41 protein-coding genes are annotated in these 24,562 nt (G+C 66.1%); 34 read left to right on the forward strand and 7 right to left on the reverse strand.

Annotation, left to right across the window (positions count from 1 at the left end; translation table 11 throughout):
• Positions 1 to 9 precede the first annotated feature (9 nt).
• The 7 genes from AC07V5_RS23545 to AC07V5_RS23575 form a co-directional block, all read right to left on the reverse strand.
• A complete protein-coding gene (locus AC07V5_RS23545; protein WP_495118153.1) occupies positions 10 to 321 on the reverse strand; it encodes a hypothetical protein in 312 nt (103 codons plus the stop codon).
• Positions 318 to 644: a hypothetical protein gene (locus tag AC07V5_RS23550; RefSeq protein ID WP_495118154.1), complete on the reverse strand. Its 327-nt coding sequence runs from the start codon at positions 642 to 644 to the stop codon at positions 318 to 320. The genes AC07V5_RS23545 and AC07V5_RS23550 overlap by 4 nt, the downstream gene beginning before the upstream one ends.
• The gene (locus tag AC07V5_RS23555; protein WP_495118155.1) at positions 641 to 838 is read right to left on the reverse strand and encodes a hypothetical protein; all 198 of its coding nucleotides are present in this window, start codon (positions 836 to 838) and stop codon (positions 641 to 643) included. The genes AC07V5_RS23550 and AC07V5_RS23555 overlap by 4 nt, the downstream gene beginning before the upstream one ends.
• Positions 835 to 1,173 carry a hypothetical protein gene (locus AC07V5_RS23560; RefSeq protein ID WP_495118156.1) on the reverse strand — a complete coding sequence of 113 codons (339 nt, stop codon included), beginning with the start codon at positions 1,171 to 1,173 and terminating at the stop codon, positions 835 to 837. The genes AC07V5_RS23555 and AC07V5_RS23560 overlap by 4 nt, the downstream gene beginning before the upstream one ends.
• A 178-nt stretch (positions 1,174 to 1,351) precedes the next feature.
• Positions 1,352 to 1,705 carry an outer membrane protein assembly factor BamE domain-containing protein gene (gene bamE, locus AC07V5_RS23565; protein ID WP_495118157.1) on the reverse strand — a complete coding sequence of 118 codons (354 nt, stop codon included), beginning with the start codon at positions 1,703 to 1,705 and terminating at the stop codon, positions 1,352 to 1,354.
• Positions 1,706 to 1,730: 25 nt separating this feature from the next.
• On the reverse strand, positions 1,731 to 2,006 hold the full coding sequence (locus AC07V5_RS23570; protein ID WP_495118158.1) for a hypothetical protein: 276 nt from the start codon (positions 2,004 to 2,006) through the stop codon (positions 1,731 to 1,733).
• A gap of 20 nt (positions 2,007 to 2,026) precedes the next feature.
• Complete coding sequence (locus AC07V5_RS23575; RefSeq protein WP_495118159.1) at positions 2,027 to 2,590, reverse strand: helix-turn-helix transcriptional regulator; 564 nt, start codon at positions 2,588 to 2,590, stop codon at positions 2,027 to 2,029.
• Between the two features lie 82 nt (positions 2,591 to 2,672).
• Between AC07V5_RS23575 and AC07V5_RS23580 the strand changes: the two genes are divergently transcribed.
• The 34 genes from AC07V5_RS23580 (at position 2,673) to AC07V5_RS23745 (ending at position 24,561) form a co-directional block, all read left to right on the forward strand.
• A complete protein-coding gene (locus AC07V5_RS23580; protein ID WP_495118160.1) occupies positions 2,673 to 2,939 on the forward strand; it encodes a transcriptional regulator in 267 nt (88 codons plus the stop codon).
• 3 nt (positions 2,940 to 2,942) lie between these two features.
• Positions 2,943 to 3,293, forward strand: a complete 351-nt coding sequence (locus AC07V5_RS23585) for a hypothetical protein (protein WP_495118161.1) — start codon at positions 2,943 to 2,945, stop codon at positions 3,291 to 3,293.
• Positions 3,290 to 3,634 (forward strand): hypothetical protein, encoded by a 345-nt coding sequence (locus AC07V5_RS23590; RefSeq protein ID WP_495118162.1) that lies wholly within the window; start codon positions 3,290 to 3,292, stop codon positions 3,632 to 3,634. Before AC07V5_RS23585 ends, AC07V5_RS23590 begins: the two co-directional genes overlap by 4 nt.
• Positions 3,631 to 4,509 carry a ParB N-terminal domain-containing protein gene (locus tag AC07V5_RS23595; protein ID WP_495118163.1) on the forward strand — a complete coding sequence of 293 codons (879 nt, stop codon included), beginning with the start codon at positions 3,631 to 3,633 and terminating at the stop codon, positions 4,507 to 4,509. Before AC07V5_RS23590 ends, AC07V5_RS23595 begins: the two co-directional genes overlap by 4 nt.
• On the forward strand, positions 4,509 to 6,044 hold the full coding sequence (locus AC07V5_RS23600; RefSeq protein WP_495118164.1) for a DEAD/DEAH box helicase: 1,536 nt from the start codon (positions 4,509 to 4,511) through the stop codon (positions 6,042 to 6,044). Before AC07V5_RS23595 ends, AC07V5_RS23600 begins: the two co-directional genes overlap by 1 nt.
• Entirely contained in the window at positions 6,041 to 6,259 is a 219-nt protein-coding gene (locus AC07V5_RS23605) for a hypothetical protein (protein WP_495118165.1), read from the forward strand. The genes AC07V5_RS23600 and AC07V5_RS23605 overlap by 4 nt, the downstream gene beginning before the upstream one ends.
• Positions 6,256 to 6,456, forward strand: coding sequence for a hypothetical protein (locus tag AC07V5_RS23610; protein WP_495118166.1), 201 nt, complete (start codon positions 6,256 to 6,258; stop codon positions 6,454 to 6,456). The genes AC07V5_RS23605 and AC07V5_RS23610 overlap by 4 nt, the downstream gene beginning before the upstream one ends.
• 15 nt (positions 6,457 to 6,471) lie before the next feature.
• Complete coding sequence (locus AC07V5_RS23615) at positions 6,472 to 7,263, forward strand: ParB/RepB/Spo0J family partition protein (RefSeq protein ID WP_495118167.1); 792 nt, start codon at positions 6,472 to 6,474, stop codon at positions 7,261 to 7,263.
• A complete protein-coding gene (locus tag AC07V5_RS23620; RefSeq protein WP_495118168.1) occupies positions 7,263 to 8,195 on the forward strand; it encodes a toprim domain-containing protein in 933 nt (310 codons plus the stop codon). The genes AC07V5_RS23615 and AC07V5_RS23620 overlap by 1 nt, the downstream gene beginning before the upstream one ends.
• Positions 8,196 to 8,444: 249 nt before the next feature.
• Complete coding sequence (locus AC07V5_RS23625) at positions 8,445 to 8,705, forward strand: hypothetical protein (protein ID WP_495118169.1); 261 nt, start codon at positions 8,445 to 8,447, stop codon at positions 8,703 to 8,705.
• Positions 8,705 to 9,175, forward strand: coding sequence for a DUF1367 family protein (locus AC07V5_RS23630; protein WP_495118170.1), 471 nt, complete (start codon positions 8,705 to 8,707; stop codon positions 9,173 to 9,175). Before AC07V5_RS23625 ends, AC07V5_RS23630 begins: the two co-directional genes overlap by 1 nt.
• Complete coding sequence (locus tag AC07V5_RS23635; RefSeq protein WP_495118171.1) at positions 9,172 to 9,639, forward strand: hypothetical protein; 468 nt, start codon at positions 9,172 to 9,174, stop codon at positions 9,637 to 9,639. Before AC07V5_RS23630 ends, AC07V5_RS23635 begins: the two co-directional genes overlap by 4 nt.
• 103 nt (positions 9,640 to 9,742) lie before the next feature.
• The gene (locus AC07V5_RS23640) at positions 9,743 to 10,213 is read left to right on the forward strand and encodes a hypothetical protein (protein WP_495118172.1); all 471 of its coding nucleotides are present in this window, start codon (positions 9,743 to 9,745) and stop codon (positions 10,211 to 10,213) included.
• Positions 10,214 to 10,365: 152 nt separating this feature from the next.
• A complete protein-coding gene (locus tag AC07V5_RS23645) occupies positions 10,366 to 10,491 on the forward strand; it encodes a hypothetical protein (protein ID WP_495118173.1) in 126 nt (41 codons plus the stop codon).
• An 8-nt stretch (positions 10,492 to 10,499) separates the two neighbouring features.
• Positions 10,500 to 10,712 (forward strand): hypothetical protein, encoded by a 213-nt coding sequence (locus tag AC07V5_RS23650; protein WP_495118174.1) that lies wholly within the window; start codon positions 10,500 to 10,502, stop codon positions 10,710 to 10,712.
• On the forward strand, positions 10,709 to 11,068 hold the full coding sequence (locus AC07V5_RS23655; RefSeq protein ID WP_495118175.1) for a hypothetical protein: 360 nt from the start codon (positions 10,709 to 10,711) through the stop codon (positions 11,066 to 11,068). The genes AC07V5_RS23650 and AC07V5_RS23655 overlap by 4 nt, the downstream gene beginning before the upstream one ends.
• Positions 11,069 to 11,154: 86 nt before the next feature.
• On the forward strand, positions 11,155 to 11,463 hold the full coding sequence (locus tag AC07V5_RS23660) for a hypothetical protein (protein ID WP_495118176.1): 309 nt from the start codon (positions 11,155 to 11,157) through the stop codon (positions 11,461 to 11,463).
• A gap of 187 nt (positions 11,464 to 11,650) precedes the next feature.
• On the forward strand, positions 11,651 to 11,944 hold the full coding sequence (locus AC07V5_RS23665; protein WP_495118177.1) for a hypothetical protein: 294 nt from the start codon (positions 11,651 to 11,653) through the stop codon (positions 11,942 to 11,944).
• 137 nt (positions 11,945 to 12,081) lie between these two features.
• Positions 12,082 to 13,110, forward strand: a complete 1,029-nt coding sequence (locus AC07V5_RS23670) for a terminase small subunit (protein WP_495118178.1) — start codon at positions 12,082 to 12,084, stop codon at positions 13,108 to 13,110.
• The gene (locus AC07V5_RS23675; protein ID WP_495118179.1) at positions 13,107 to 14,666 is read left to right on the forward strand and encodes a hypothetical protein; all 1,560 of its coding nucleotides are present in this window, start codon (positions 13,107 to 13,109) and stop codon (positions 14,664 to 14,666) included. Before AC07V5_RS23670 ends, AC07V5_RS23675 begins: the two co-directional genes overlap by 4 nt.
• A gap of 16 nt (positions 14,667 to 14,682) precedes the next feature.
• A complete protein-coding gene (locus AC07V5_RS23680) occupies positions 14,683 to 15,186 on the forward strand; it encodes a hypothetical protein (protein ID WP_495118180.1) in 504 nt (167 codons plus the stop codon).
• A complete protein-coding gene (locus AC07V5_RS23685) occupies positions 15,183 to 15,545 on the forward strand; it encodes a hypothetical protein (protein ID WP_495118181.1) in 363 nt (120 codons plus the stop codon). Before AC07V5_RS23680 ends, AC07V5_RS23685 begins: the two co-directional genes overlap by 4 nt.
• Positions 15,545 to 17,812, forward strand: a complete 2,268-nt coding sequence (locus tag AC07V5_RS23690; RefSeq protein ID WP_495118182.1) for a portal protein — start codon at positions 15,545 to 15,547, stop codon at positions 17,810 to 17,812. The genes AC07V5_RS23685 and AC07V5_RS23690 overlap by 1 nt, the downstream gene beginning before the upstream one ends.
• A gap of 2 nt (positions 17,813 to 17,814) precedes the next feature.
• On the forward strand, positions 17,815 to 18,207 hold the full coding sequence (locus AC07V5_RS23695; protein WP_495118183.1) for a hypothetical protein: 393 nt from the start codon (positions 17,815 to 17,817) through the stop codon (positions 18,205 to 18,207).
• A gap of 26 nt (positions 18,208 to 18,233) precedes the next feature.
• Positions 18,234 to 18,431 carry a hypothetical protein gene (locus tag AC07V5_RS23700; protein WP_495118184.1) on the forward strand — a complete coding sequence of 66 codons (198 nt, stop codon included), beginning with the start codon at positions 18,234 to 18,236 and terminating at the stop codon, positions 18,429 to 18,431.
• A gap of 64 nt (positions 18,432 to 18,495) precedes the next feature.
• On the forward strand, positions 18,496 to 19,431 hold the full coding sequence (locus AC07V5_RS23705; RefSeq protein ID WP_495118185.1) for a hypothetical protein: 936 nt from the start codon (positions 18,496 to 18,498) through the stop codon (positions 19,429 to 19,431).
• 8 nt (positions 19,432 to 19,439) lie between these two features.
• Positions 19,440 to 19,637: a hypothetical protein gene (locus AC07V5_RS23710; protein WP_495118186.1), complete on the forward strand. Its 198-nt coding sequence runs from the start codon at positions 19,440 to 19,442 to the stop codon at positions 19,635 to 19,637.
• 86 nt (positions 19,638 to 19,723) lie between these two features.
• On the forward strand, positions 19,724 to 20,836 hold the full coding sequence (locus tag AC07V5_RS23715) for a N4-gp56 family major capsid protein (protein ID WP_495118187.1): 1,113 nt from the start codon (positions 19,724 to 19,726) through the stop codon (positions 20,834 to 20,836).
• A gap of 80 nt (positions 20,837 to 20,916) precedes the next feature.
• On the forward strand, positions 20,917 to 21,381 hold the full coding sequence (locus tag AC07V5_RS23720; protein ID WP_495118188.1) for a hypothetical protein: 465 nt from the start codon (positions 20,917 to 20,919) through the stop codon (positions 21,379 to 21,381).
• A 3-nt stretch (positions 21,382 to 21,384) separates the two neighbouring features.
• Complete coding sequence (locus AC07V5_RS23725) at positions 21,385 to 21,678, forward strand: hypothetical protein (protein WP_495118189.1); 294 nt, start codon at positions 21,385 to 21,387, stop codon at positions 21,676 to 21,678.
• 3 nt (positions 21,679 to 21,681) lie between these two features.
• Positions 21,682 to 22,308, forward strand: coding sequence for a hypothetical protein (locus AC07V5_RS23730; RefSeq protein WP_495118190.1), 627 nt, complete (start codon positions 21,682 to 21,684; stop codon positions 22,306 to 22,308).
• 6 nt (positions 22,309 to 22,314) lie between these two features.
• Positions 22,315 to 22,599 (forward strand): hypothetical protein, encoded by a 285-nt coding sequence (locus AC07V5_RS23735; protein ID WP_495118191.1) that lies wholly within the window; start codon positions 22,315 to 22,317, stop codon positions 22,597 to 22,599.
• Positions 22,596 to 23,744, forward strand: coding sequence for a glycoside hydrolase family 19 protein (locus AC07V5_RS23740; RefSeq protein ID WP_495118192.1), 1,149 nt, complete (start codon positions 22,596 to 22,598; stop codon positions 23,742 to 23,744). The genes AC07V5_RS23735 and AC07V5_RS23740 overlap by 4 nt, the downstream gene beginning before the upstream one ends.
• A 160-nt stretch (positions 23,745 to 23,904) precedes the next feature.
• Positions 23,905 to 24,561: a phage adaptor protein gene (locus tag AC07V5_RS23745; protein ID WP_495118193.1), complete on the forward strand. Its 657-nt coding sequence runs from the start codon at positions 23,905 to 23,907 to the stop codon at positions 24,559 to 24,561.
• Position 24,562 lies beyond the last annotated feature (1 nt).

The following is a 24,562-nucleotide window of genomic DNA, read 5'->3' on the forward strand; positions in this document are numbered from 1 at the left end:
GTGGATACCTCAGAGAAGGACGAAGGGGACGGCCAGCGAGCCGACCAAGAAGAAGCAGGCCAGCAGCGCGCCGCCAGCGGTGATGAGGCTCAGGGCCTCGTTAGCGGTGTCGTCGAGCGGCACGGCCTCCAGAGCCTTTCGCCCCGCATCGGACAGCCGCCCGCGCCCAGGGAAGGGCCACAGGCGAAGCAGCCCGTTGCGCATGCAGTTGGACTCGACCTCGGCGGCCTTGCCCGGCGCGAAGCCGTGTTCTGCAGGTCGACCGTCGCGGAGGTTGGAGAGCAGGCGGACCTGAGCAGGGGTGGGCTTGAAGGCGCTCACGACACCCCCAACAGCGCAACCAGCACCGGCTTGATCTGCGCGCCGAACACGCAGTACGCCCATGCAGCAAAGGCGCAGGAGACGATGAAGAGGACCAGAAACACGGCGACGCTCCAGCCGTCCATGGGCTGGCGATGGCGGTCGTCGTCTTCCGGGTCGTAGCAAGCCATCCCAGGCTGCCAGCCGGGATACCCGTCATGGAAGCGCTCAGGCGACCAGCGGCGGACGGGCCAGCCTTGCTCGGGGCGGCCTTGTGGGGCCGTGTGCTGGAGCTGGGCGAGGGGCAGGGCGCGGTGAGCGCAGCCGGGGCGGCGGGCGCTCATGACGCACTCCCGCGCACCGGAAGCCAGCGCAGCACCAGCCCGCAGGAAGCCACCGAGCCGACGAGGCACAGGACGGCCTGACGGCGGAAGCCCGCGCCCACCAGCAGCGGGCCAAGCCACGCGAAGTAGGCGACGACAGGGGAGGCGGCCAGCAGCAGCACCAGCAGGCCCAGGGTGATGCGGGCGGGGCTCAAGCGAGCGCCCCGATGGTTTCGTCAACGGCAGCGCACTGCTCGGCCGACAGCACGACGGGCGCAACTTGGGCAGAGGAGCCATTGAGCAGGCCTTCCAGCCTGGCCACGTTGGCGCGAAGGTCGGCGATCTCGGCGCCCATGCCCGCAGCCCGCAGCCGGTTCCGGATCGCCTCGGCGGTGCGGCGCAAGCTGCTGCCCTCGGCGGCCAGCGCGCTGAAGACGTCAGCCTGGTGCGTGTAGCCGTTCTTCTCGTCGAGCGCGATTTGCAGGGCGCGCTTGGCTTCCTGCAGATCGAGTTCCAGCACAGCGCGGCCACCGGGTGTCAGTGCGTCCATCCCTTGCTCCTTGCCCCCGCCGGAGTCGGCGTTGTCTTAGGGCTTGGGAAGTAGTCTAGAAAACCTAGACTGTGATGTCAAGCAAAACTAGACGAAAAAGTCTTGAATTCCTAGATGGATGGCGAAGACGCAAAAAAGCCCGCGCATAGCGGGCTCAGTCTTGGCGGGGTGTCGAAAACTATTTGGGTGGCGTCTTCTGGTTCACGTTGATGTCGATGCTGGGCTTGGGCAATTGCCCCCAGTCGACCTCTCGGCCACCCGGCCCGCAGCCTGGACCGGGGCTGAACCCGGTGCGGCTTGTCACCGCCACCACAACACCCTTGGTCATCCAGACGGTCGAGTACCTGCATTGCCCTGGGCTGACGAGGCCGTGGTACTGCCACGCCTCGTTGTCGCCATTGAAGGATCGCGTCTCGGGTGGGCCGAGGGTCTTAGTGACCTCGGCTTTGGACATGCCAGGCTCAAGACTGTTTGTATTCAAGGTGGAGCAGCCAGCCATCGCTGCGCAAACCAGCAGAATTTTCAGGTTCATCGGCCCTCCCTGGGCGGTCAAAGTTTCAGCCTGCGAACTTCATGAGGTCAAACAGAGCAATCAGCGCGATTGCGCAGCCGGCCGCCTGCCAGCCGTACTTGGAGTCACGAGCCCGCCAGAATTCGATGGCGGCGAGTAGGCCGTAGAGCAGCACAAAGAGTGCGCAGCTACCAACGGCTAGCGAGCCCAGTGAAACCGACGAAACGGCAGCATCGTCGGCGGCCGTCTTCCAGTATTGATCGGACCCGGCGCGAGCGGTGCCGGTCGCCAAAGCTGCAAATGGGGCGATTGCTTTGGTCATAGCGCCTGCCCGCTGATCGCTCAGATGCTGTTGGCGGGCCGCATGTGCATGACGGCCACGATCTTGAATTCACGGAAGCTCGGGTAGGCGTCGTCCAGCGCTTGGGCGAATGGGCCTTGACCGTCCTCGGCATAGCGGCGGATGTATCGCCGGCCGTTGGCCTCGATCAGCACGACGTTGCGCGGCTCGGCAGAGCTGGCCGCCTTAAACCAGATGTGCTCTCCCTTCGCAATGCCCCGAGCTGCGAGGGCGTCGTCCGGCACCTCCACCATCAAATCGGCCGGTATCACCGGCATCTTTTCCAAGCTCACTACAACCTCCCAGGGCGTTATGGGAGGAGTGTCAATCTTGGGGTAGCTCACATCGTGAGCTACACCCCCAGCGGAGGGTGCACGGGACAAATCAGACGGCAAAGCGTGACCAGTGACCCGGCTAATGGTGAGCACTTGCTGGTAGCTCGGCTCGTGCTTGCCGGCCATCCAATGCCCAACATTGGCCTTGGAGCGGCCCACGGCGAGGCCCAGCTCTTCCAGGGTCATTCCAGACTTAGCTTTGGCAGCTTGAAGCCATTGCTTTAGATCCATGCCGAGACTGTATAGATTCTCTTTACTATACGGGTCTCGAAAGTCTTGACTTGCATGTCTAGGAAAACTAGACTGCATACCCATGGACACCTCCCTGGAAACGAACAGCCATCCCGTTGACCGGGCCGCCGCAGTCCTCGGTTCCCAAGTGGCGCTCGCTGCGTTGCTTGGCGTCACGAAGGCGGCAGTTGGTCAATGGAAGTTGGATGGACGGCAGGTGCCCTTGGAGCACTGCCTAGCAATCGAGAAGGCCACTAAGGTGACGCGGGCGGAACTGCGCCCCGATGACTACTGGCTGATCTGGCCGGATTTGCCGGCACCGTCCGAGTCGGTTGCGCTGGAGGGCTGAACGATGGTCACGACCAACGCGTCGGCCATTGCGTGCAGTTCAGACGCAACTGCGGCAGAGCAGCGAATCCAGAGCGAAGCCACGGCTGCGTCGCCCCAGGTCATCACGTTCTCGCGTTCGACCGGATTGCCGGCGCGCATGGGGAAGGCCACGGCCGAGCTCAAAACCAAGATCCCCGAGTGCGTCAAGGACGAGTTCACGGCGCTCGCACACGGCTTGGGGCTCAACGAGTCTGAGTTGCTGCGTTCGATCGTCATGGTGCGGCTCTACGGGGTGGAGGGAGCCGAAAGGATGCACTCAACCCAGCTTCGAGCGGCGGCAGGTATTGGCCCTGAATGGACCCCGACTGCATGACGTCGAAGAAGTACCACGACCGAGCCGCGCTGGCCGCAGCCGTGGCGCCCATCGCCCCGCCGTGCTTCTCGTCGCGGGATCAGTGGGTGGAGTACGTGGTGGCCTGCGCTGTCGACCAGCGCGAGGGGCACACCCCCGGGCCGCTGTTGATTGAGGCCGGCAAGACGGTTCGGTTCAACCCGGCCTTCGATATCTGCAACGACTGCGACGACCGGCACGCCGCGCAGATGGGCCGTCAGGGCAAGTGCCGGCCGAAGTACCTCATTACGTTTTTCGCAGCCCAGGCCGACGCCGACGCAGCGAGCGCCAAAGCAAGCGAAGCAATCAAGGAACCCGCATGACGACCAAGCACCTGCCCATCGCTGAGATCAGCATCGACGGCGGCACACAGGCCCGCGCTGCGATCAATGCGGCGGCGGTTACCGAGTACGCCGAGACGATGACCGAGGGCGAGACGCTGCCGCCGGCCGTGGTGTTCTTCGATGGCGCGGCCTACCACCTGGCCGATGGCTTCCACCGCCTGCACGCGAACCGCGCCATTGGCGCCGTCACGATGGAGTGCGACATCCGCACCGGCACGCTGTTGGACGCCCGGCTGTATGCCTATGGCGCGAACAAGAGCCACGGCCTGCGCCGCACCAACGAGGACAAGCGCAAGGCGGTGCAGGGCATGCTGGCCGACTTCTCCGACTGGAGCGACCGGGCGATTGCCAAGCATGTGGGCGTGGCTCACACGATGGTCGCGGCTATTCGCAGCCCTGACGCCGCCGCCAAGCATGACGCCAGCCGTGTAGCGAGCGCCGCCAAGAAAGTGGTGTCGGACACCACCCCCAAGACGGACGAGGGCGCCCAGGCTGAAGGCGGCGACGTGGTGTCCGACACCACGCAGGCCGGTTCGCCCGCCCCGGCTGGGGCCTCGAAAGTGGTGTCCGACACCACCCCCAACGTTCACCCGAGCGTCTACCGCATCGCCGAGCTTGAGCAGATGGCGACGGAGCTGCTGGCCGACAACAGGTCGATGACGGCCGTGTTTGAAGCCGACGACAAGCTGACGGCGGCCCTGGCCGAGAGCAAGCAGCTTCGCGCCGAGGTGGGCGTCTTGCGCGAGAGGGTCAACGGCCTGATGAACGAGAAGAACGAGGCGATCCGGCTTGCGAAATCGTGGCGCCTGAAGGCAGAGAAGGCCGAGAAGGCAGCCAAGGCGAGGGCCGAGTAATGAACGGCCAACTGTTCGAGCGGGATGCTCCGAACTACTCGGCGACCACGTTCCCGCCGCCTCGGCCCTTTCAGGACGTGGCGCACCAGGCGCTGCGTGACGGCGCGAAGGCCGGGCACCGCCGCCAGATGCTGATGAGCCCCACGGGCTCGGGCAAAACGTATCTCGGACTGCGCATTGCGCACGAGGCCTTGGTGCGCGGCAAGCGTGCGCTGTTCATCGCAGACCGACGCACGCTGATCGACCAGACGAGCCAGACGGCCGACAGCTATGGCCTGAGCGCGCACGCGGTGCTGATGGCGAACCACTGGCGCTTTGATCCCAGCATGCCGTTCCAGATCGCCTCGGCGCAGACGCTGGCCCGGCGCGAGTGGCCCAAGGCCGAGGTCATCATCATCGACGAGGCGCACACCCAGCTCGCGGTTTGGGTGGACTACATCCAGAGCGAGCAGTGCGAGGCCTATGTCTTTGGCCTGAGCGCTACGCCCTTCAGCACCGGCCTGGGCAAGCTGTTCACGAACCTCGTCAACGCGGCCACGATGGACGAGTTGACGCGCTCCGGCGTGCTGGTGCCGATGCGGGTCATGTCCTGCACGGCGGCCAACATGGAGGGCGCGGCAACCTCCGGCGGCGAGTGGACGGACGCCGCAGCCGGTGAGCGCGGCATGGAGATCGTGGGCGACGTCGTGGCCGAGTGGAAGCGGCACGGCGAGAACCGCAAGACCATCGTCTTCGGCTCCACCATCGCGCACTGCGCCGAGCTGTGCAAGTCGTTCAACGAGGCCGGCGTGATGGCTCAGCTGTTCACCTCGGAGACGACCGAGGACGAACGCAAGGGCATCCTGGCCGAGTACAAGAAGCCTGACACGCTGCTGCGCGTGCTCATCAGCGTGGAGGCGCTGGCCAAGGGCTTCGACGTGCCCGATGTGTCCTGCGTGGTGGACTGCCGGCCGCTGCGCAAGAGCCTGAGCACGGCCATCCAGATGTGGGGCCGTGGCCTGCGCTCCAGCCCCGGCACCGGCAAGACGGATTGCCTGCTGCTTGACCACAGCGGCAACATCATTCGGTTCGCCGACGACTACGCCGAAATCTTCTTCAACGGCCTGGCGTCGTTGGACTCCGGCGAGAAGCTGGACAAGGCCGTTCGCAAGGACGACAAGGACCACGAGCCGAAGGCTTGCCCGGTGTGCAGCTTCAAGCCGATGGGCAAGCGCTGCGTGTCGTGCGGGTTCGAGGTGGTGCAGGCGGCGGCCGTCGAGGCGATCCCCGGCCACATGCGCGAGGTCATGATCGGCAAGACCCGGCTGGCCGACAACCACCAGCACCTGTATGCCCAGGTGGTGAGCTACACGCGCGGCTGCGGGAATCCCGAGACAGCCAAGGGCCGGGCGGCGCACCTGTTCAAGCACATGGTCGGCCACTTCCCGGACGGCCTGAGCTACGAGCGCACGCACAACGTGCCCATCTCGAAGCCCGTGCTCAACAAGATCCGAGAGAAGCAGATCGCCTGGCGCGCCACGGCGCAAGCAGCATGAGCGAGCGCGACGACACCCGCGGGGGCCGGACTGAGGCCCGCCTGTCCACCGCCAGCCAACGCGGCGATGGCGTGGCGCTCACCGGCCGCTGCGACGAGTGCCAGCTCACGGTAGCCGTGCGCCATCCCACCAAGGTGAAGCGCGGCCCCCTGCGCGGCATCAAGGGAATGGTCTGCAAGACATGCATGACCCTCAGAGAGCCGGTGCCCGCATGAGCCGCGACCAACTGATCGGCTTCCGCGTGGTGACGAGCTACGCCACCGACAACTTCGAGCTGAAGCAGGCGGCGCTGGAGTGCGCCCGACGCCTGAAAGAAGCGGGCATTCACGCCTCGGCCTTCAGGGTGATCTGCCGCGACGGCAAGGAAGTTCTGTCCCGGCTGCGCTTGCGCAAGCCGCCCATCCACCACTGACCGAGAGAGCCACAGATGGCAAAGAATTCGATTGAGGCCTATGGCGCCGAGGGCAAGAGCAATGTGCTGTTCTTCGACCCGGACAAGCTGACGCTGGTTACTGACCCCACGCACCCGCTCTATGACGAGCGCGCGCTTCGGCCCTTCAGCGAACCCATGGTGCTGAACATCATGGCGCTGGGCGTCATTCAGCCCATCGTCATCACCAAGGACGCCGAGACTGGCAAGGTGCTGGTGGCCGCCGGCCGTGGCCGGATCATCAACAGCCGCGAGGCCAACCGCCGGTTGCGCGAGCGCGGCGAAGAGCCGGTGCAGGTGCCGGCCGTCGTGAGGCGCGCGGACACTGACGGCCTGGCTGGCGTCATGGTCTCCGAGAACGCGCTGCGCGAGGACGACACGCCGCTGGGCCGGGCTCGCAAGATGCAGCGCTTCGTCGACCGAGGCCGCAGCCATGAGGCCATCGGCATCTTGTTCGGGTGCGGCGCGGCGACGGTGAAGAACTCGCTGGCGCTGCTGGACTCGCCGGCCGTCGTGCGCGAGGCCGTCGAGGCGGGCGAGATCAACGTGACGCACGCGAAGGCGCTGGCCAAGCTGCCGCCCGAGGTGCAGCGCAAGAAGGTCGCCGAGCTGAAGGCCGCAGGCGCGGACACCACCGGCCACGCAAGGGCGAAGGCACAGCGCGAGGTGATCGCACCGAACGCGCCGCCCAAGATGCGCAGCCGCGTGGAGGTGCAGGCCAAGCACGACGAGGCGGAACTCGAAAGCATCGAGCGGCGCACTCTGGCCTGGGTGCTCGGGACGATCTGATGAGCCAGGCTTTCATCGCCTTCGCCCGCGCGCATGGTGTCGAGATCGACGCCAGCAAGCTGGACGACTCCGGGAAGATTCGCCGTTGCGGCACCACGGAGCACCCGCGTTCGAAGAACGGCGCCTACCTGTGGGACGGCCGTGGCGGGTGGGTGTGGGCCTGGGACGGCGAGGGCAGGGCGGTCGCGTTCAACGACCCCAATGCCAGGCCGCTGACCGAGGCCGAGCAGGCACAGCGCGACGGCAAGCGGCAGGCGGTGCGCGATGAGCAGGCCATCCTGCACCGCAAGGCCGCCGAGTGGGCTGCGCGGCTGCTGACACTCGCCAAGCCGGGCGAGCACGGCTACCTGTTCCGCAAGGGCTTCAAGACGGCCCAGGGCCTCGTGCTGCCCGATGGCGAGCTGTTCATCCCGATGCGGGACGTTCGCACCAACGAGCTGATCGGCGCGCAGATCGTGAAGTGGCTGCCTGAAGAACTGCGCTGGGAGAAGAAGTACCTCTACGGCATGCGATCAGGTGGGGCCTGCCTGCGGCTTGGGCCCGCGCGGGCGCAGGAGTCCATCTTGTGCGAGGGCTACGCGACCGGCCTGTCCATCGAGGCAGCCGTCCACCAGATGAAGCTGAAGGCCAACGTGCTGGTGTGCTTCAGCGACCACAACCTGCGCGCGGTGGCAGCCAAAACGACGGGCCGGCGCTACGTGATCGCCGACCACGACCCGAGCCAAACCGACCCGATCAAGGCCTTGCAGAACCCCGGCGAGCAGGGCAAGCGCGCGGCCATCGCTACCGGCCTGGGCTGGGCCATGCCCGACACCGTGGGGCAGGACGCCAACGACTTGCATGTCGCCGAGGGCTTGATGGCTGTGTGCGCGCTGGTCATGCGCGCCAGGGCCGCCGAGGCGGTGGTGACGACCGAAGCAGTGCCGCCGTAGCGCGGCCTCGATGCCCTGCGGTGGAGGCTACTTGCCCCGGCGCCCAGGACACGACACCCGACCGGGGGAGCAGACGCGGAGGAACGGGCAAGTGGGTGGCGAAGGCAGCGCCCCAGCGTCGAAAGGCTACCGGGTCATGCACACCGTGAGGGGTCATGTGAAGGCCCCGCAGGAATGGCTGGGTCTACCCCGCTCAGGGTCAAAGCAAGAAGGTTTCGGAGTGCTGTTCTTCAGTGAAGGAATACAGAGATGGATATCAAGACGAACAACGAGCTGGACGCCGAAGCGCTGTCGGCAACGCTGCGGCTTTCGAAGGTGGTGCGGGAGCTGATGGATGAGGGCATCGAGCCCGCTTCGCTGACAGAGGCGCTGGCTGCGGCCCTGGGCGTGATGCTGGCAGCAGCACCGCGCCACATGGCCGAGTCGCTGGACGCCTCGATCATGGCCAAGATCAAGCAGCAGCGCACCGAGACCTGGGCCGAAGTCGACGCAGCCGCAGCGGTGCACTGATGGAAGTCCTGTGCCGCCGAGTGCCGGGGGGATTCGCCCCGGAGAGCGACGAGGAAGCCGCCAAGCTGACCAAGCTGAAGGCCGGCGCCTCGGTTCGCGTGACCGTCACCCAGGAGACGAACGCCAAGTTCCGCCGCAAGTGGTGGGCATTGGCCAAGTACGCCTTTGACCTGTGGTCCGAAACCATGCCTGACGTGGAGTACCACGGCCAGGTGGTGCAAACCAACTTCGAGCGCTTCCGCAAGGACTTGACCATCCTGGCCGGCCGGCTTCACCCGGTCTGGACCCTCAAGGGTGAGCTGCGCGTCGAGGCCGACAGCATCAGCTGGGCACGCATGAACGACGAGCAGTTCGAGGCGTTCTACAGCGCCACGATCAACGCCGTCCTGTCCAAGATCCTCAACCACACCAAGCTCAACGAGGCCGACTTGCGCGCCCACGTCGAGCGCGTTCTGAGCTTCGACCGATGAGCGACTACAGCCACATCCACGAGGACGCCTTCAACCTGTTCTGCGACGAGCGGATCGGCTACGGCATGAGCCGCGACGTGTTCAGCAGCCGCCTGCTGCCGGATTGCGTCATCAAGATCGAGAAGGACGCCCACCGCTTCCAGAACATCATGGAGTGGGAAACCTGGCAGCGGGTTCAGCACACCAACGCCTCGCGCTGGTTCGCGGCATGCCACTGGATCAGCCCGAACGGTCGCGTGCTGGTGATGGAACGCACGCAGCGCCCGGACCCAGACGGCTACCCAGCCCTCATGCCGGCGTTCCTGGACGACTTCAAGCGCACGAACTTCGGGCTGTCGATGCTGCCCGACCCCAACAGCGGCCTGCCAGCCAAGAGGCTTGTTTGCCACGACTACGGCGTCACCAAGTTGATCGAGCGCGGGCTGACGGGTCGGATGAAGAACGCGAACTGGTGGGACGAATGAGAAACGTCGGCTTGTTCTTTGTGGCCATGGGGCTGCTCGCCAACGGCTGGCTGGTCGCCGGCCTGTTCGTCTTCTGGTGCTGCCTTTCTATGTCGGGTGACGCATGAAGCGCAGCGGATTCAAGTCGAAGCTGCCGCCCCGGCGCCCGGCGAAGCAGATCGAGGGCTACACGCCAAGGCCTCGCGAGATCGCTGCGGCCGTTGCTGGCCCGGCTCAGGCCGCGGTGGGAATGCCCAAGCTGAACCTGATCCAGCACAAGGGCTACATGGCCGCGGTTCGCAAGCTGCCGTGCTACCGCTGCGGCGTGTCGGGCATCACCCAGTTCTGCCACGCCGACGAAGGGAAGGGCGAGAAGCTCAAGACCGATTGCCGGCTGGGCTGGCCTGGCTGCGGCCCCGACATGATGGGCAACACCGGCTGCCACTACTTCGTCGGCAGCACGGGCAAGCTCGGCAAGGAAGGCCGTCGCGCCTTCGAGAAGGAGGCCGGCGACGCCACCCGCGCGCTGATCCGCAGCATGGGCCTGTGGCCTGCCAGCCTGCCGGCGTGGGCTGCTGACGAGGTGGCAGCGTGAGCGAGTACCGCGCCGTCCGGGTGATCTTCCGCTGGCATGTGGCCCGGTGCCTGCCAGGCTGCGCGCCGCTCGGGGTCTTGGACTGCCCGACCGAGGCTATCGCGCGCCGTGAGGCAGACATCCTCAACGGCCATCGGTACCCAGCCCGGAGAGTGGAGCGACTGCCTCGCTTCGAGATGTACCCCGACGAGACAGACATGGCCATCCAGCGCGAGCTGCACGAGAACTACGGCATGCCGCGCTGCTCGCCGTTCGCGCAGCCGGGGATTCCGTTTTGAGCGCAGCGATGACGCACGCCAGAACCGCACGGAAGGCAGCCGACCAGCTGCCCGAGCTGATCGCGTTCGAGCAAAAGATGATGAAAGAGCTGCCCCTGCATATGTGCCGCGAGCGCATCGACCGCGTGAAGACTTTCTACATAGAGCGCCACGGCCTTGATGCCGCGAAGCGAATCCATGCTGCCATGAAGACTGACCTGATCGCGAGGCGCGCCAAGTGATTGCCGTCCCACTCCGCACCAGCAGGGGACAGAACGCTCGCGAGCACCATCACGCCCGAGCCCGCCGCGTCAAGGCCGAGCGCGAGGCCGTCGCATGGATGCTGGCCGGCAAGCCCAAGCCGCCGGTTCCGCTCACCGTGCGACTGACACGCGTGGCACCCAGCGACGGCCTGGACGATGACAACTTAGCCGGCGCAATGAAGGCCGTGCGCGACCAGATCGCTGACTGGCTCGGCGTCGACGACAAGCATGGCCACATCGTCCGGTACGTCAACGCGCAGCGGCGCGGCCCTTGGGGCGTCGAGATCGAATGGGGCGAGCCCATGGCCGGCGCCGAGTTCCGCCTGATCGGTTGACTTCAGCCAAACCGGTGGGACGCTGGGGCTTCCCCGTCAAGGCAAGGGGCGTCGCCGCAGCCACGGCACCAGTCAAGGAACCACCCATGTTTTCCAGCATCAAGCGTTTCAGCTCCATCCTCGCCGCCGCTGTGGTTGTCTGCCTGTCGGTCGCTGCGGGCTGCATCACCCAAGCCGTCAGCATCGTCACCGCCAGCGTCAGCTCGGCCTTCGATGTGTTCACGCGCATCGTCGTGAGGGTCGCCAGCCACCTGCCCAGCCTGGCGACCAAGCGACCGACCGGCACCGCCGCGGAGCGACAACACATGATCCCGTCGACCACCTACGCCCGCACGCAGGACGCCCGCCGCCGCCCGACCGTCGAGCCTGGCTGGCGAATGTGCGCCAGCGTGTGAGTTGAGCGCCCAGGCCCACAGGGGCCAGTGACCAGAAGCCCGCCAGTGAGCGGGCTTTTTCTTTGGTGCTGTGGTCAAGCACAAACCACCAGTTTGCGATTTGGAGCAATTTCGCAAGTTCGGCGCATCGGTTGATTTCCGCGAAAGCAGTGGGAGCCTGAACGCCCCTTCACCCACCGAGAGCCCCATGAGCTATTCCTTCGCCCTCCGCGCCGCATCCGCTGCCCTGGCCCTGGCCGCCGTAGAAGCCAAGTTCGACGAGATCGTCAGCCAGCAGCCGGCGCACGCCGCCGACAAGCCCCTGGTGATGGCCAACGCCAAGAACGCCATCGAGTTCCTTGCCGTGGACGAGACCCGCGACATCTCGGTGTCCGGCAACGGCTACATCAGTTGGTTTGGCAACACCGAGCAGGACGGCCTGCAGTACAGCGCCGTCAGCGTCAGCATCTCGGCAGCACTGGCGCCACGCGACCCCGCCTGAGCACCCCGCGCCCCACTGAGCCCGCCTTGAGCGGGCTTTTTCATGCCCGCTCCGCCCATCGGTTGATTTCCAGAGAACGCATGGGAAGGTGACGACCACAACAGCACAACACCTCAAACCACAACAGCCACAACAACATGAGCGACGGCAACAACACCCCCGACAACAACGCCGCGAGCAGCGGCGATGGGGGCGTCCTGTCCGTCAAGAAGCAGGCGTTCGCCCTCGCGTACCACGCTGAGCCCAACGCCACGAAGGCCGCCATCCGCGCCGGCTACAGCGCCAAGACCGCGCAGCAAGCGGGCAGCCGCCTCCTGAAAGACCCAGGCGTGAAGGCCGAGCTAGTCCGCCTGGCGGAACAGGCCGCCGAAGCCCCTGCACCCAAGGGAAGCGCCAAGCCCAAGCCCATCACGACGGCACCCGCAGCGAAGGCAGCTCCGCCCGCCAAGGTCAGCGACCAACTGCTTGCCCGAGCTGGTGCAGCAGACCCTGAGCAGCCTCAGCTCGCGACCACGCCGATGGAGGAGGCGTTCATCACCGAGTACCTGCGCAACGGCATGAACGGGACAGCAGCGTGGATCTTCACGCACCCTGGAGCGTCAGTCAGCCACGCAGCGTCCTACGCCAACAAGCTGGTGAAGAAAGGCAGGGTTGCCGACCGAATCGCCTCAGAGCGCAAACGACTGGCACAACAACACGAGATGACGAGGGACCAGCTGCTCGGCGAATTCCTGGCCATCGTGCGTGCAGACCCTAACGAGTTGACGCAGATTCGCTGCGTGGCCTGCTCAAGTTGCTGGGCCTCAGACCCTGATGAGCGCAAGGGCCGCTGGGTTGATCCTGAGCCCGACTGCGCCGACTGCATGGGCGAGGGCCAGGCCGTTCCGTGGTTCGCTGACACCCGCAAGCTGTCGCCCGAGGCCCTGGCCCTGTACGCGGGCGTGAAGCTGACCAAGGACGGCGCGACGATCCTGCAGCACGACAAGATGGCCGCGCTGGTCAACATCGGCAAGATCCTCGGCGCCTACGAGAAGGACAACGAGCAGAAGCGGCCCGAGGTCACTGAGCAACTGGCGCAGTTGGTGTCTGAGCTGCACGGGCAGGGCACCGGCCGGCTGAAGTTCGCGCCTCGTGCTGCTGCCACGCAGCCGAAGGTGCAGCATTGAGCGCCGTGCTTGCCGTCCAGGTGCCGACGCTGGAGCAAGTGCTCGGCCCACACTGGCAGAGCCTTGAATGGCGCCTGTGCAACCTGTACTGGATCGTCAACGAGCACGGCAAGCGGGTTCGCTTCGAGCCCAACGACGAACAGCTCGATTTCATCCGCAACCTGTGGACGCGCAACCTGATCCTGAAGGCGCGGCAGCTTGGCTTCTCGACGCTGATGCAGATCCTGCAGCTCGACCAGGCCCTGTTCAACAGCGATCACAACGGCGTGACCATCTCGGACACGCTGCCCAACGCCGGCAAGTTGTTCGCCAAGGTGGAGTTCGCCCTCTCCAAGCTGCCCGAGGCGCTGCGCGAGGCCCTGCCCATCAAGAGCAGCGCCGCCAAGACCAGCCTGGAATGGGCGCACGGCAGCGCCATCTACATCAGCACCAGTCCTCGGGGCGGCACTGTGCAGCTGCTGCACGTCTCCGAGCTGGGCAAGATCGCCCGCAAGTACCCGGAGCGCGCGGCTGAAATCGTGTCCGGCGGCTTCGAGGCCGTGGCGGCTGACAACTGCATCGTGGTGGAGTCCACCGCCGAGGGCGCGGCCGGCCCGTTCTTCGACCTGTGCGACCTGGCCCTGAAGCGCCAGGCTGAGGGTGCGCCCGAGACACCGCTCGACTGGCGCCTGCACTTCTACCCGTGGTTCAAGAAGGCGGCCTATCGCCTGGACCCCGATCTGGTGATCGTCAGCCAGGCCGAGCACGCCTACTTCGACAAGCTGGTGGCGACCTTGAAGCCGGTGTACGGCGACGACTTCACCATCGACGCAGCCCAGCGCGCGTGGTACGTGAAGAAGAAAGAGACGCTGAGGCGCCTGATGAAGCGTGAGCACCCCAGCACGCCGCAGGAAGCGTTTGAGCAGGCCATCGAAGGCGCGGTGTTCGGCGAAGAGATGACGACCATCCGCGAGGCTGGCCGCATCACGACCGTCCCGCTGGACCTGAACTACCCGGTCAACACGTTTTGGGACTTCGGCCTCGGCCGTCGCAACCCGATCTGGCTGCACCAGCGCATCGGCCTGCAGAACCGCTGGTTCAAGTATTTCGACGACTTCGGCAAGGGCTTGGGCTGGTGGTGGCGGACCCTTGAGGAATACCGCCACACCCACGGCGAGTTCCAGTGGGGCGTGCATCACCTCCCGCACGACGCCGACACCGAGATCCTGGGCGAGAGCGTCACGACGAAGCGCCGCATCTTGGTCGCGGCCGGCATGCGCAATGAATACGTGGTGCCACGCGTCGCGCTCAAGAGCACGGGCATCGACCTGATGCGCTCGGCCCTGCCAACCGACAACTGGTTCGACCGCGTGGAGTGCGCCGAGGGCATCAAGTGCCTGGACGGCTACCAGTACGAGTGGAACGAAAAGATGGGCCTGTGGAGCCGCACGCCGCTGCCTAACTGGGCCAGCCACGGTGCCGACGCCTGGATGCAGTACGCGCAGGACTACCAAGGCTCAAGCGACGTGGTCGCCTCGGTCAAGGGTTTCAAGAAACGAAAGAAGTCATGGCGATGAGCCAGGAGATCACACCATGCAACTAAGCCCCATCCAGAGCCCCGAGGGCCTGCCCATGTGGTCAGCCGGCGGCGAGCACGCCTGGAAGACCTTCGAGTACCGCGGCTACATCGTCAGCCTCGAATGGGTGGGCAACCACCGCCAGGCGCGCAAGTGCATGGTGATCTGGCCTGCGTCCAACGTGTTCACGGCCGGCACCACCAGCGATGGCATGTGGGTCATCAGCGAGCGGGCCATCACTGAGTTCATCGGCTTCAACCGCGATGACAAGTGCACCGGCTCGGTCAGCGAGCACTGCCACCGCGAGTGCCGCCAAGCCCTGCCGCTGCTGGGCAAGGACCGCAACGACAAGCACGCGCTGAACGCGCTGATCGACACGGTTTGCCGCTTCGCACCCGATCTGGTCAGCATGCCGCCGGCTCCCCAGGCGGTGCGCAAGGCCATGCGAGGGCAAGCCATGTGGGATGTGGTGGCCACGAACAAGAACAGCGGCAAGACGCTCAGCGAGGCCAGCGTATGAGCGCCGTCGATACCGCCGTGCAAGCGCTTGAACCTGGAGTTCTGCGCAAGGCCATCCAGATGCAGAGGCGCGAGCCAGGGCGTGAAGTCGTCAAGGCAACGATCAGCTACGACGACTACTTCAACCTGCGAGAGCGCTCGACCTTCAGCGACAAGTGGCGCGGCTTCATGCAGTGCCAGGAGGACGGGAGTTGGAAGGCATTTGGTGTGCCGCTGGACTACGAGCACGACGCATCGGTTGAGCGGACGCTGACCGTGCGCGAGCGCTACGCCTATGCCCGCCTCGTTGGCGGCCCGCTTCCGACGCAGGCCGTCGCATCAAGCCACGCGCCACGCGGCGAGTTCAAGGAGAAATTCTGATGAGTGCCGTTGCAGAGCGCGTGCGCAAACCCAAGGCCACGCCGACCAAGACGGCAGCCGCCGCCCGCCAAGCTGCCCAGCCTCGCGAGGTGGTCATGTCGGCCCAGGAGCGTCACGAGCAGCGCAAGGCCTGGTTCGTCGCCGAGGCCGCCAAGCAGGGGCCGAACCGCGCCCGCATGGCGCTTTGCGAGGCCTTCTACGACAGCGAGCAGTGGACCCGCGAGGAAGCCCAGGAGTCGGAGGACCGCGGCCAGAACCCCGTGGTCTACAACGAGGTCAAGCCGGCCATCGACTGGATGATCGGCACCGAGCGCCGCAGCCGCGTCGATTTCTATGTCACGGCCGAGGACGACGGCCAGGAGGCTGAAGACGACGCCACCAACAAGACCAAGCTGCTGAAGTACCTCGACGATGTGAACCGCGCCGGGTTCGAGCGCAGCTACGCCGCCGAAGATATGTTCAAGGCCGGCGTGGGCTGGCTTGAGGTGGGCTTGCGCGGCGACCGCTCTGGCGTGCCGCTGTTCGTCGGCGCCGAGAGCTGGCGCAACATCCTGTGGGACAGCAACGACCGCCGGCGCGACCTGAGCAACGCGCGGTACCTGTTCCGCATCAAGATCGTCGACTACGACGTGGCCCTGGCCATCTTCCCGGACAAGAAGGAGCAGCTGGACCGCTGCGTTCAAGAGGGCGACGAACTCAGCGTCTTCTCGTCGTGGATGTCAGGCTCTGGCCTCATCAGCGGCCTGGATGCCTTCGGCGCCAACTCCGACGAAATCGACTTCATCACTCCGAAGCCGGTCGGCCTGTTCAACCCGCGCAAGCGCGTCATGCTGCTGGAGTGCTGGTCGCGCGAGCCGCAGCGGCGCCCGGCCGGCGAGGACGGCCTCGGCGACCCTGTGACGTTCAAGATGCGCGTCTCGATCATGACCGAGCACGACACGCTGATCGAGTCGTGGAGCCCGTTCAACCACGACCAGTTCCCGTTCATCCCGCTGTGGGCCTACATCAACCGGCGCACCGGCCTGCCGTACAGCCCCATCCTGCCCATGCTCGGCCCGCAGGTGGCGCTGAACCACCGCATGAGCAAGGCAATCATGGAGGCGGCCAGCAATCAGATGCTGGTTGAGGAAGATGCCATTGGCGAGGCCATGGACATCGACGAGATCCGCGCCGAGCTGAACGCGCCGGATGGCATCGCGATCTTCAAGACCGGCGCGCTGTCAGGCAATCGCGTCCGTGATCGTCCAAGTGGCGGCGCGGCCACGCAGCAACTGATGCTTGCTGACCGCGACAAGAACACCATGGCCTCCGCGTCCGGCGTGACTGGGGAGAACCGCGGAGAGAAGACAAACGTCACCGCTGGCGTCGCAGTGAAAGCCAAGCAGGAGCAGGGCGGCCTGCTGACTGCGGAACTGTTCGACAACCTGCTGCTGGGCCGCCAGATGGAAGGCGAGCGGACGCTGAGCATGGCCGAGCAGTTTGTCCGCGCTCCCATGACGATCCGCAACAAGGGTGAGGGCCAGAAGGTCGAGCGCACGCGCATCAACCAACCACAGGCCGATGGTTCCTACCTGAACGACATTACCGCCCGACGCGCGTACTTCAGTGTGGGCGAGGAAGCCTGGAAGCAGAGCTATGCCGAGAGCGCATTCCAATCGCTCATGGAGGTGCTGACCCAGCTCGCCGCCGCCGCCCCGCAGGTCGTCATCAACCTGCTGGATCTGGTGTTCGACATGCACCCGAACCTGCCGCGCAAGAAGGCGCTGATCGATCGCATCCGCGCCGTGAACGGCCAGACTGACCCGGACGGCAAGATCACGCCCGAGCAGCAGCAGGCGATGGCGGACAACGCCGCGAAGGCCAAGGCGCAGTACGACGCGACCATGGCGCAGCTGCAGGCCGATGTTCAGGAAGCCATCGCCCGCGGCGAGAAGCTGGTTTCCGACGCCATGAAGTCGCGGCTCGAAGCGCTCTACATCAGCGCCCAGGCAGCTCAGACGCTGGTGCAGATCCCGGACGCGATCCCCGTGGCCGATGAACTGCTGAAGAGCGCCGGCTTCAAGGACTCGGCCGAGCAGGGCGCCGACGTCATCCCGCCTGACGTGGCGCCGCAGCAGCAGCCCGTTGACCAAGCACCCCCCGTGGACCCCAGCCTGGGGCCACAACCACCCGCCGATGGACTCGCGCCCGCTCCCGAGATGGGGCAGGGCGAAGCCGCAGGCATTGAAACCCTCGCGCCGGATGGCGTGATTCAACCCGGAGCATGAACGTGTCCACAAAAGCCACTGCCACCAAGGCCGCAACCGCAGCAGCCAAGACCACCAACACAGGCGAGGGCGCTGGCGCTCTGGCCGCCACCAGCGAGGCGGCGCCGACCATCATCAAGCCGACCGTGGGCCGTCGCGTCCACTACTTCCCCAACGAGGCGGATCAGGCCTCGCTGAGCGTGTTCGACGCTCAGCAGCCGTGCGGCGCGGGCATCACCTACGTGTGGGGCGACCGCACCGTCAACCTCGAGGTCACCGGCCCGAGTGGCGCCAAGCTCTACCCGCAGAACGTGAGGCTGCTGCAGGAGGGCGACGACCACGTCGAGGGCGAGAGCTACGCCGCCTGGATGCCCTACCAGACCAAGAAGGCCGCGACCGAAGCCGTCAGCGACTGACCCACCCGCAACTTCAGGAGCGCCACATGGCCAGCAAGAAAGCATCCAACCCCGCTATCGGCGGGTACGACGAGGACAAGTGGCGCGCAGAGGAAGACATGCGGACCTTGGCGCGCGCCCAGGAAATCATGGGCGACGCCAAGCGCCTGGCTGCGGCCAAGAGGTGCGCCAAGGAGAAGACGGCCGAGATGAAGGCCGTCGCCGACCTGGCCGTGACCAAGTAGCCCAGCAACCCGGAGAGTGGTGTCCGACACCACCCTCGCAGCCCAAATCAGTAGGAACCCCACCATGAAGACCAACCTCCCCGGCACGACGGACGCTGAAGCAGCGACCCTGGCTGCCACGCAAGCACTGATCGCCGCCGGCAAAGACCCATTCGGCGACGATGGCGACGACGAGGCCGAGGACGCTACCGTCGTTGCCGAAGAGGAAGGCGACGAGACCGGCTCCGCCGAAGCCGTCGAAACCGCCGCTGCCGAGGAAGCTGCAGCCCTGGCTGCCAAGGCCGAAGAAGAGGCCGCCGATGAACTCAGCGCCGAAGCTCTCGAGGCTGTGGCGGCCATCGACGAGCCTGCCGAAGCGCCCGCCGCCCCGCGCTACAAGACCGCCGACCTGACGGAGCTGCAGACCAAGCGAAACGAGCAGATCGCCATCAAGGCCAAGGCCCTGAAAGACCTGATGGACGGCGTGATCGAGCCCGAGGCCTACAGCGCCATCGAGGCCGAGGTCGCGGACAAGCTCGAAGAGCTGGCCGTCCAGCGCACGTTGCACGCGGCCAACGTGCAGACCGAGGCACAGGCCCACGAGACGGCCCTCGACACGATCATCAGGGCCGCCAAGAAGGCCGGCGAGGTGGACTACCTCAAAGACGCCAAGGCCGCCAAGCAGTTCGACACAGCGATGGCATTGCTGGCCGACGATGGTGAGACGCGGACGTACGCCGAGCTGGCCGCCGACGCCCACAAGGCTGTGCTGGCTATCCGCGGCATCACCAAGAAGGCCGCGCCGACCGCCGAGGAAACCGCCGCTGCCGCCGCTGCCCTGGCCGCCAAGGCGCGCGAGAACGGCAAGGGACCGCTCACGCTGCGCAACGTGCCGGCGGCCGAGACGCCCAACAGTGGCGGCGGCTGGAAGGAACAGATCGCCACCCTGAGCGGCCAGGACTACGAGGCGGCCTACGCCAAGCTGAGCCAGGCCCAAAAGGCCGAGCTGCTGAACGACTGAGATAGCCCATGAGCACACAACCGATTCAAGAGGCGACGGGCTTCAAAGTCATTGACGTGAAGGTCGGGGAAACAATCCGCCTCGAATCGGTTGACTTCGGGGAAATCTCAGTGACCATCAACGCGAAAGACGGGCAGCGTGTCCGTCTTGGCGTGAAGGCCGGCAAGAACGTCATCGTTCACCGGCCCGCACGCAAGGCGGGGTAGGCCCGTCGAAACCCAGTGCTGGGCCTCAGGGCCTGGCGTTCATCGGCTCGCAGGATGTGAGTCATGGTGCCCTCAAGGAGCAAACCATGGCACGTACCACCATCCTCCCGACCGACCCGAACAAGCGCAAGGCTTGGTCCGCTACCGTGGCCCAGGACAGCGCCAAAGAGCAATACTTCAGCCGCCTTGTCGGCGAAGAAGGCTCTTACTCGGCCATCATCAAGAAGACCGACACCGAGAAGGGCGCCACTGACGAAATCGTCACGGCCCTGGTCGCCAAGCTGCGCGGTGCGCCCGTCACCGAAGGCCAGAAGCTGGAAGGCCGCGAGTTCAAGCTGCAGCACGCTGCGCACACCATGCGCATCAACGAGTTCCGCCACGGCGTGAACGTCGGTGCCCGCATCGAGCAGACCCGCGTCGGCTACAACCTGCGCAAGCAAGGCCGCGAGAAGCTGACCGACTACATCAAGGAGCTGTACGAGGAAACCATCGCCTGCGCCATGAGTGGCGCGCGTGGCGTGGGCTCCGAGATCCAGCATCTGGACGCGAACTACGCCGGCTACCCGAACGCCCTGCGCGCGCCGGACGCCTCGCACATCTTCGTCGGCAAGGCCGGTGACAAGGTGAAGAACACGCTGGTGGTCGGCGACGTGCTCGCCCTGAGCACCATCAACAAGCTGCGCACCAAGTCCAAGAAGATGCTCGGCGGCCAGCCCGACAAGGCCGTCAAGATGGCGCCCATCGCCATGGGCGGCAAGAAGGTGTTCGTGCTGGCCGTGTGCCCCGAAGGCATCCAGGACATTCGCGACGACGCGGGCGCCCAGGGCTGGTTCGAGGCTCAGAAGGCGCTCACCACGGCCATCGGCAAGGAGAGCGAAATCTTCAAGGGCGGCGCCGGCATGTTCAACGGCGTGCTGGTCGACGAGATGGAGACGTGCGTCAAGTTCAGCGACTACGGCGCTGGCGCCAACGTGGCGGCGGCCCGCTCGCTGTTCCTGGGCTCGAACGCCGGCTTCATCGCCCACGGCACCAAGGGCATGGCTGACGGCATGACCGTCGCGCTGGACGAAGACACGGCCGACCGCAAGCACGACGCCATCCTGTTCTTCGAAATGATCTTCGGCGCCGACAAGACGAACTTCAACGGCATGGACTACGGGATGATTTCCGTGGATCACGCCTTCACCGCAGCCGTCTAAGACCAGGGCGGCCCGGCTTCGGTCGGGCCTCCTTGCTCGCTGCACGCAAGCACCGACACCGAAATTCATAGGAGCACACCATGGCCCTGTATCAATCCAAGCAAGTCGCCGCCCGCAACCCGATCATCGCCATCGGCGGTGCGGACGTGCTGGTCCCCATCCAGGCCGAGTTCGTCGTCCCCACGGGCGGCATTTCGGTCAACGACGTGATCGAGATGGGCGGCATCAACCCGACCATGCGCGTGGTGGACGGCATCATCCACAACACCGCGGCTGGCGCCAGCGCCACCTGCGACTTCGGCTACCTGTCCGGCAGCTACGGCGTGACCACCGGCACCGCCCGCACCTGCGGCAACGACTTCATCGCGGCTGGCGACATGAACGCCACCACCGTGAAGCGCCTCACCAAGTCGGTGACGGCCGAGCCTGTCGCCGCTGTGGGCAACCAGACCGACGACGCCGTGGGCTGGGGCCTGAAGGTCACGGGCGCCGGCTACGCGGCTGGCACGATTATCCGTGCCACGCTGATGGTCGCTTCGACCTAAGCCATGGCCGGCGCACGCGCTCAGAGCGGCAAGACCAATGCCGCCGCCTCGGCTGATGTCGTGGCGGCGGCGAAGGCTGCGCTCACCGCCGCCGCTGCGCGCAAGGCCGCGAAGGCTGCGCCAGTCGTCTTGTCGGCAGCCGAACGGGAGAACCCCGACAAGCTGACCGGCGAGGCTCTGCGCGAGCTGGCCTATCGCCGCGGCGTGTCCCGCAGCGAGGGCGAAACCATGAGCGACGAGAAGTTGCGCATGCAGCTCCGGTACATCACCAACCGTCAGTACGCTGAAGAGGAATGACCAGTGGACTGGTCAGGCTTCGGCCCGCTGATCCTGCCCTACGCGACGACGTGCTCGCTTCCGCTGATGAAGCTGCATGCGCGCATGGCCGCCATCGACTTCTTCGAGCACACGAAGGCATGGCAGGCTGACCTGGCGGCCCTGGCCGGCGACGGCGTGCTGACGTCGTTCCCCATGGTGCTGCCCACCGACTCACAGGTCGAGAAGTTGCTCACGGTCGTCATCACGGACGCCTTCGGCAACAAGAGCAACCCCAAAATCCTCACCGCGGCGGACGGAGCCGACGAGGCGCTCAACGGCGCAGCGCGAGCCCTGGCCTACACGCTCGACCGTATCGCGCTGACGGTGCAACCCGTTCAGCCTGTGGGCGCGTCCATCGTTGCCACCGTGGTGCTCAAGCCCACGCTGATGGCCGCCACCCTGCCCGACGCGCTGTTCAATCAGTTCGGCCAGGCCATCGCCCAGGGCGCGCTGGCCACGCTCACGTCGATGGCCGACAAGCCCTGGACGGACGCAACGACGGCGCGCATCAACGGCGCCCAGTTCATCAACGCCAAAGCTGTGATTGCCCGCCAGGTCGAGCGCGGCTTTGCAAAGAGCGGGCGCCGGCCGACGACTCGCTGGTTCTAAGACGCCATGACCAAAGTTGACGACGACAACCGCTGGCACCTCGACAAGAAGGTGCCTATCTCCATCATCTTCCTGATCCTGATGCAAGGCGTCGCCGGCCTATGGGTGGTGGCGGACATCAAGAAGGACGTTGAAGTCCTGAAGGCCCAGGCCCTGCAGCAGCAGGTTCAGCAGCGCGACCGTGACGAGCGCCAGGACCGCCAAGCTACCGACGCGCTCGGCCAGGTGCGCTCGCAGCTTGAGCGGCTGGAAATGAAGCTAGACCGCTTGATTGAGCGCAAGGCCCCATGACTCCCGGTCAGCTTGCTGTCGCAGTTGGCTGCAAGCCGGAGGTGGCCGCGCGCTACGCCGACCACCTCACTGACGCCTGCGCGACCTACGCGATCAACACGCCCGCGCGCCTGGCTGCGTTCCTGGCTCAGATCGGCCATGAGTCGGGGTCGCTGCGCTACGTGCGCGAGTTGTGGGGGCCGACGCCCGCCCAGTCTCGCTACGAGGGCCGCAAGGATCTCGGCAACGTGCAGATCGGCGACGGCCAGCGCTACTGTGGTCGCGGCCTGGTGCAGACCACGGGCCGCGCCAACTACGTCGCCCTGCGCAATCGCCTGAGGGCGCGCATGGGGCCTGACGTGCCGGACTTCGAGGCTGAGCCCGAGGCCCTGGAGCAACCCCGTTGGGCGGCCTTGAGCGCTGCCGACTATTGGGGCTGGCGCCGGCTGAACGACCTGGCAGATGTCGGCGACTTCGAGACGATCACCCGGCGGGTCAACGGCGGGCTCAATGGCCAAGAGGACCGCCTCGCAAGGTGGGAGCGCGCAAAGGCTGCGCTGGCTGCCGCCGCCCCATCGCCCACGGCATCGCCGAGCCCGGCGCTCGCCCCATCAACACCCGCCACCCAGGAGGCCACCATGCCACTGCCCCTCATCCTTGCCACCCTTCTCCCGTCGCTGGTCGAGTCCATCCCCAAGCTGGGCAAGTTGTTCGGCTCAGGGTCGGAAGTGGCCGAGCGCAACGTCAAGGCCGCCGAGCTGGCGATGACCATCGCACAGGAGGCCATCGGCGCACGCAACGCACAGGAGACGGTCGAGCTGCTGAAGTCAGACCCCGCGCTGGTGACGGTGGCAGCCAAGGCCATCGAGGCGCGCTGGCTGGATCTAAGCGAGGCCGGCGGCGATGGCATCGCGGGCGCCCGCAAGGCCGATGAAACTCGCAGCGGTGGTTCGTGGTGGCAGAGCCCGAGCCTCATCATGGCCGGGCTGCTGCTGCCGCTGGTGTACCTGCTGGTGCTGTCGCTGATCGGCATGATCGGTTCCGCGACATGGAGCGATGACGTGCGCGCTGGCCTGGCTGGCAGCCTCATGAGCGCCATCGTCGGCGGGCTGGTGGGCTACTACTACGGCCAGACGACCTCGCGGAACCGAACGCCTGGGCCGTGAACAAGGGGTAGGGCCATGTGCCCCTTCTGCCACGACCCAGGCCACAGGCTCAGCCAGTGCCCGAGGTGGATCGTTGGCAGTGGGCGGGCGCATCGGTTGATTTCCGCGCTTTCGGTGCGAAGGTGTCTTGCCACTCAGCGGCAGGCCCAGCACCAGAGCGATGACCACCACAGCCCAATCCATCATCAAGCGCGCGGCCACAGTCCTGAAGGACAAGACGGGCGTTCGCTGGCCGGCCGATGAACTGGTCGAGTGGCTGACCGACTTCGAGCGAGAGCTGGCGGTGTTCCGCCCCGACGCCTACGCCACGACTGAGGCGGTATCGCTGGCCGCTGGGCACAAGCAGCAACTGCCCGCCACCTGCGCGCGGCTCATCGACATCCCCTCGAACGCAGCGGGCACGAAGCTCCCCATCAGCAAGGCCGAGCGCGCCGAGATGGACGCTTCTGAGCCTGGCTGGCGCGCGCTTGCCCAGGCGGGCGAGATCAAGCACTTCATGCACGACACGAAGACGCCGCTGCTTTTCGAGGTGTACCCGCCGGCCATCGCCAACACGTCGGTTGACGTCGAATTCTCCAAGTACCCGCCAGCGCTGCCCACGCCTGGGGGCGTTGGGTATGGAACGGTGAATGGCAACCTCACGGCGCCCGACAAGTTCGCCAATGCCGCGGTGGACTACGTGTTGCATCGGGCCTTCTCGAAGGACAGCGAGCTGACCGTCAACGCAGCGCGCTCCGAGATGCACTACCGGGCGTTCGCGCTGTCGGTGGGCATCAAGATGCCGCGCGAGCGCAACGACGCGACGAAGGCCGAGTAGC

It is taken from the genome of Roseateles sp. GW821-FHT02E12, assembly GCF_059421665.1.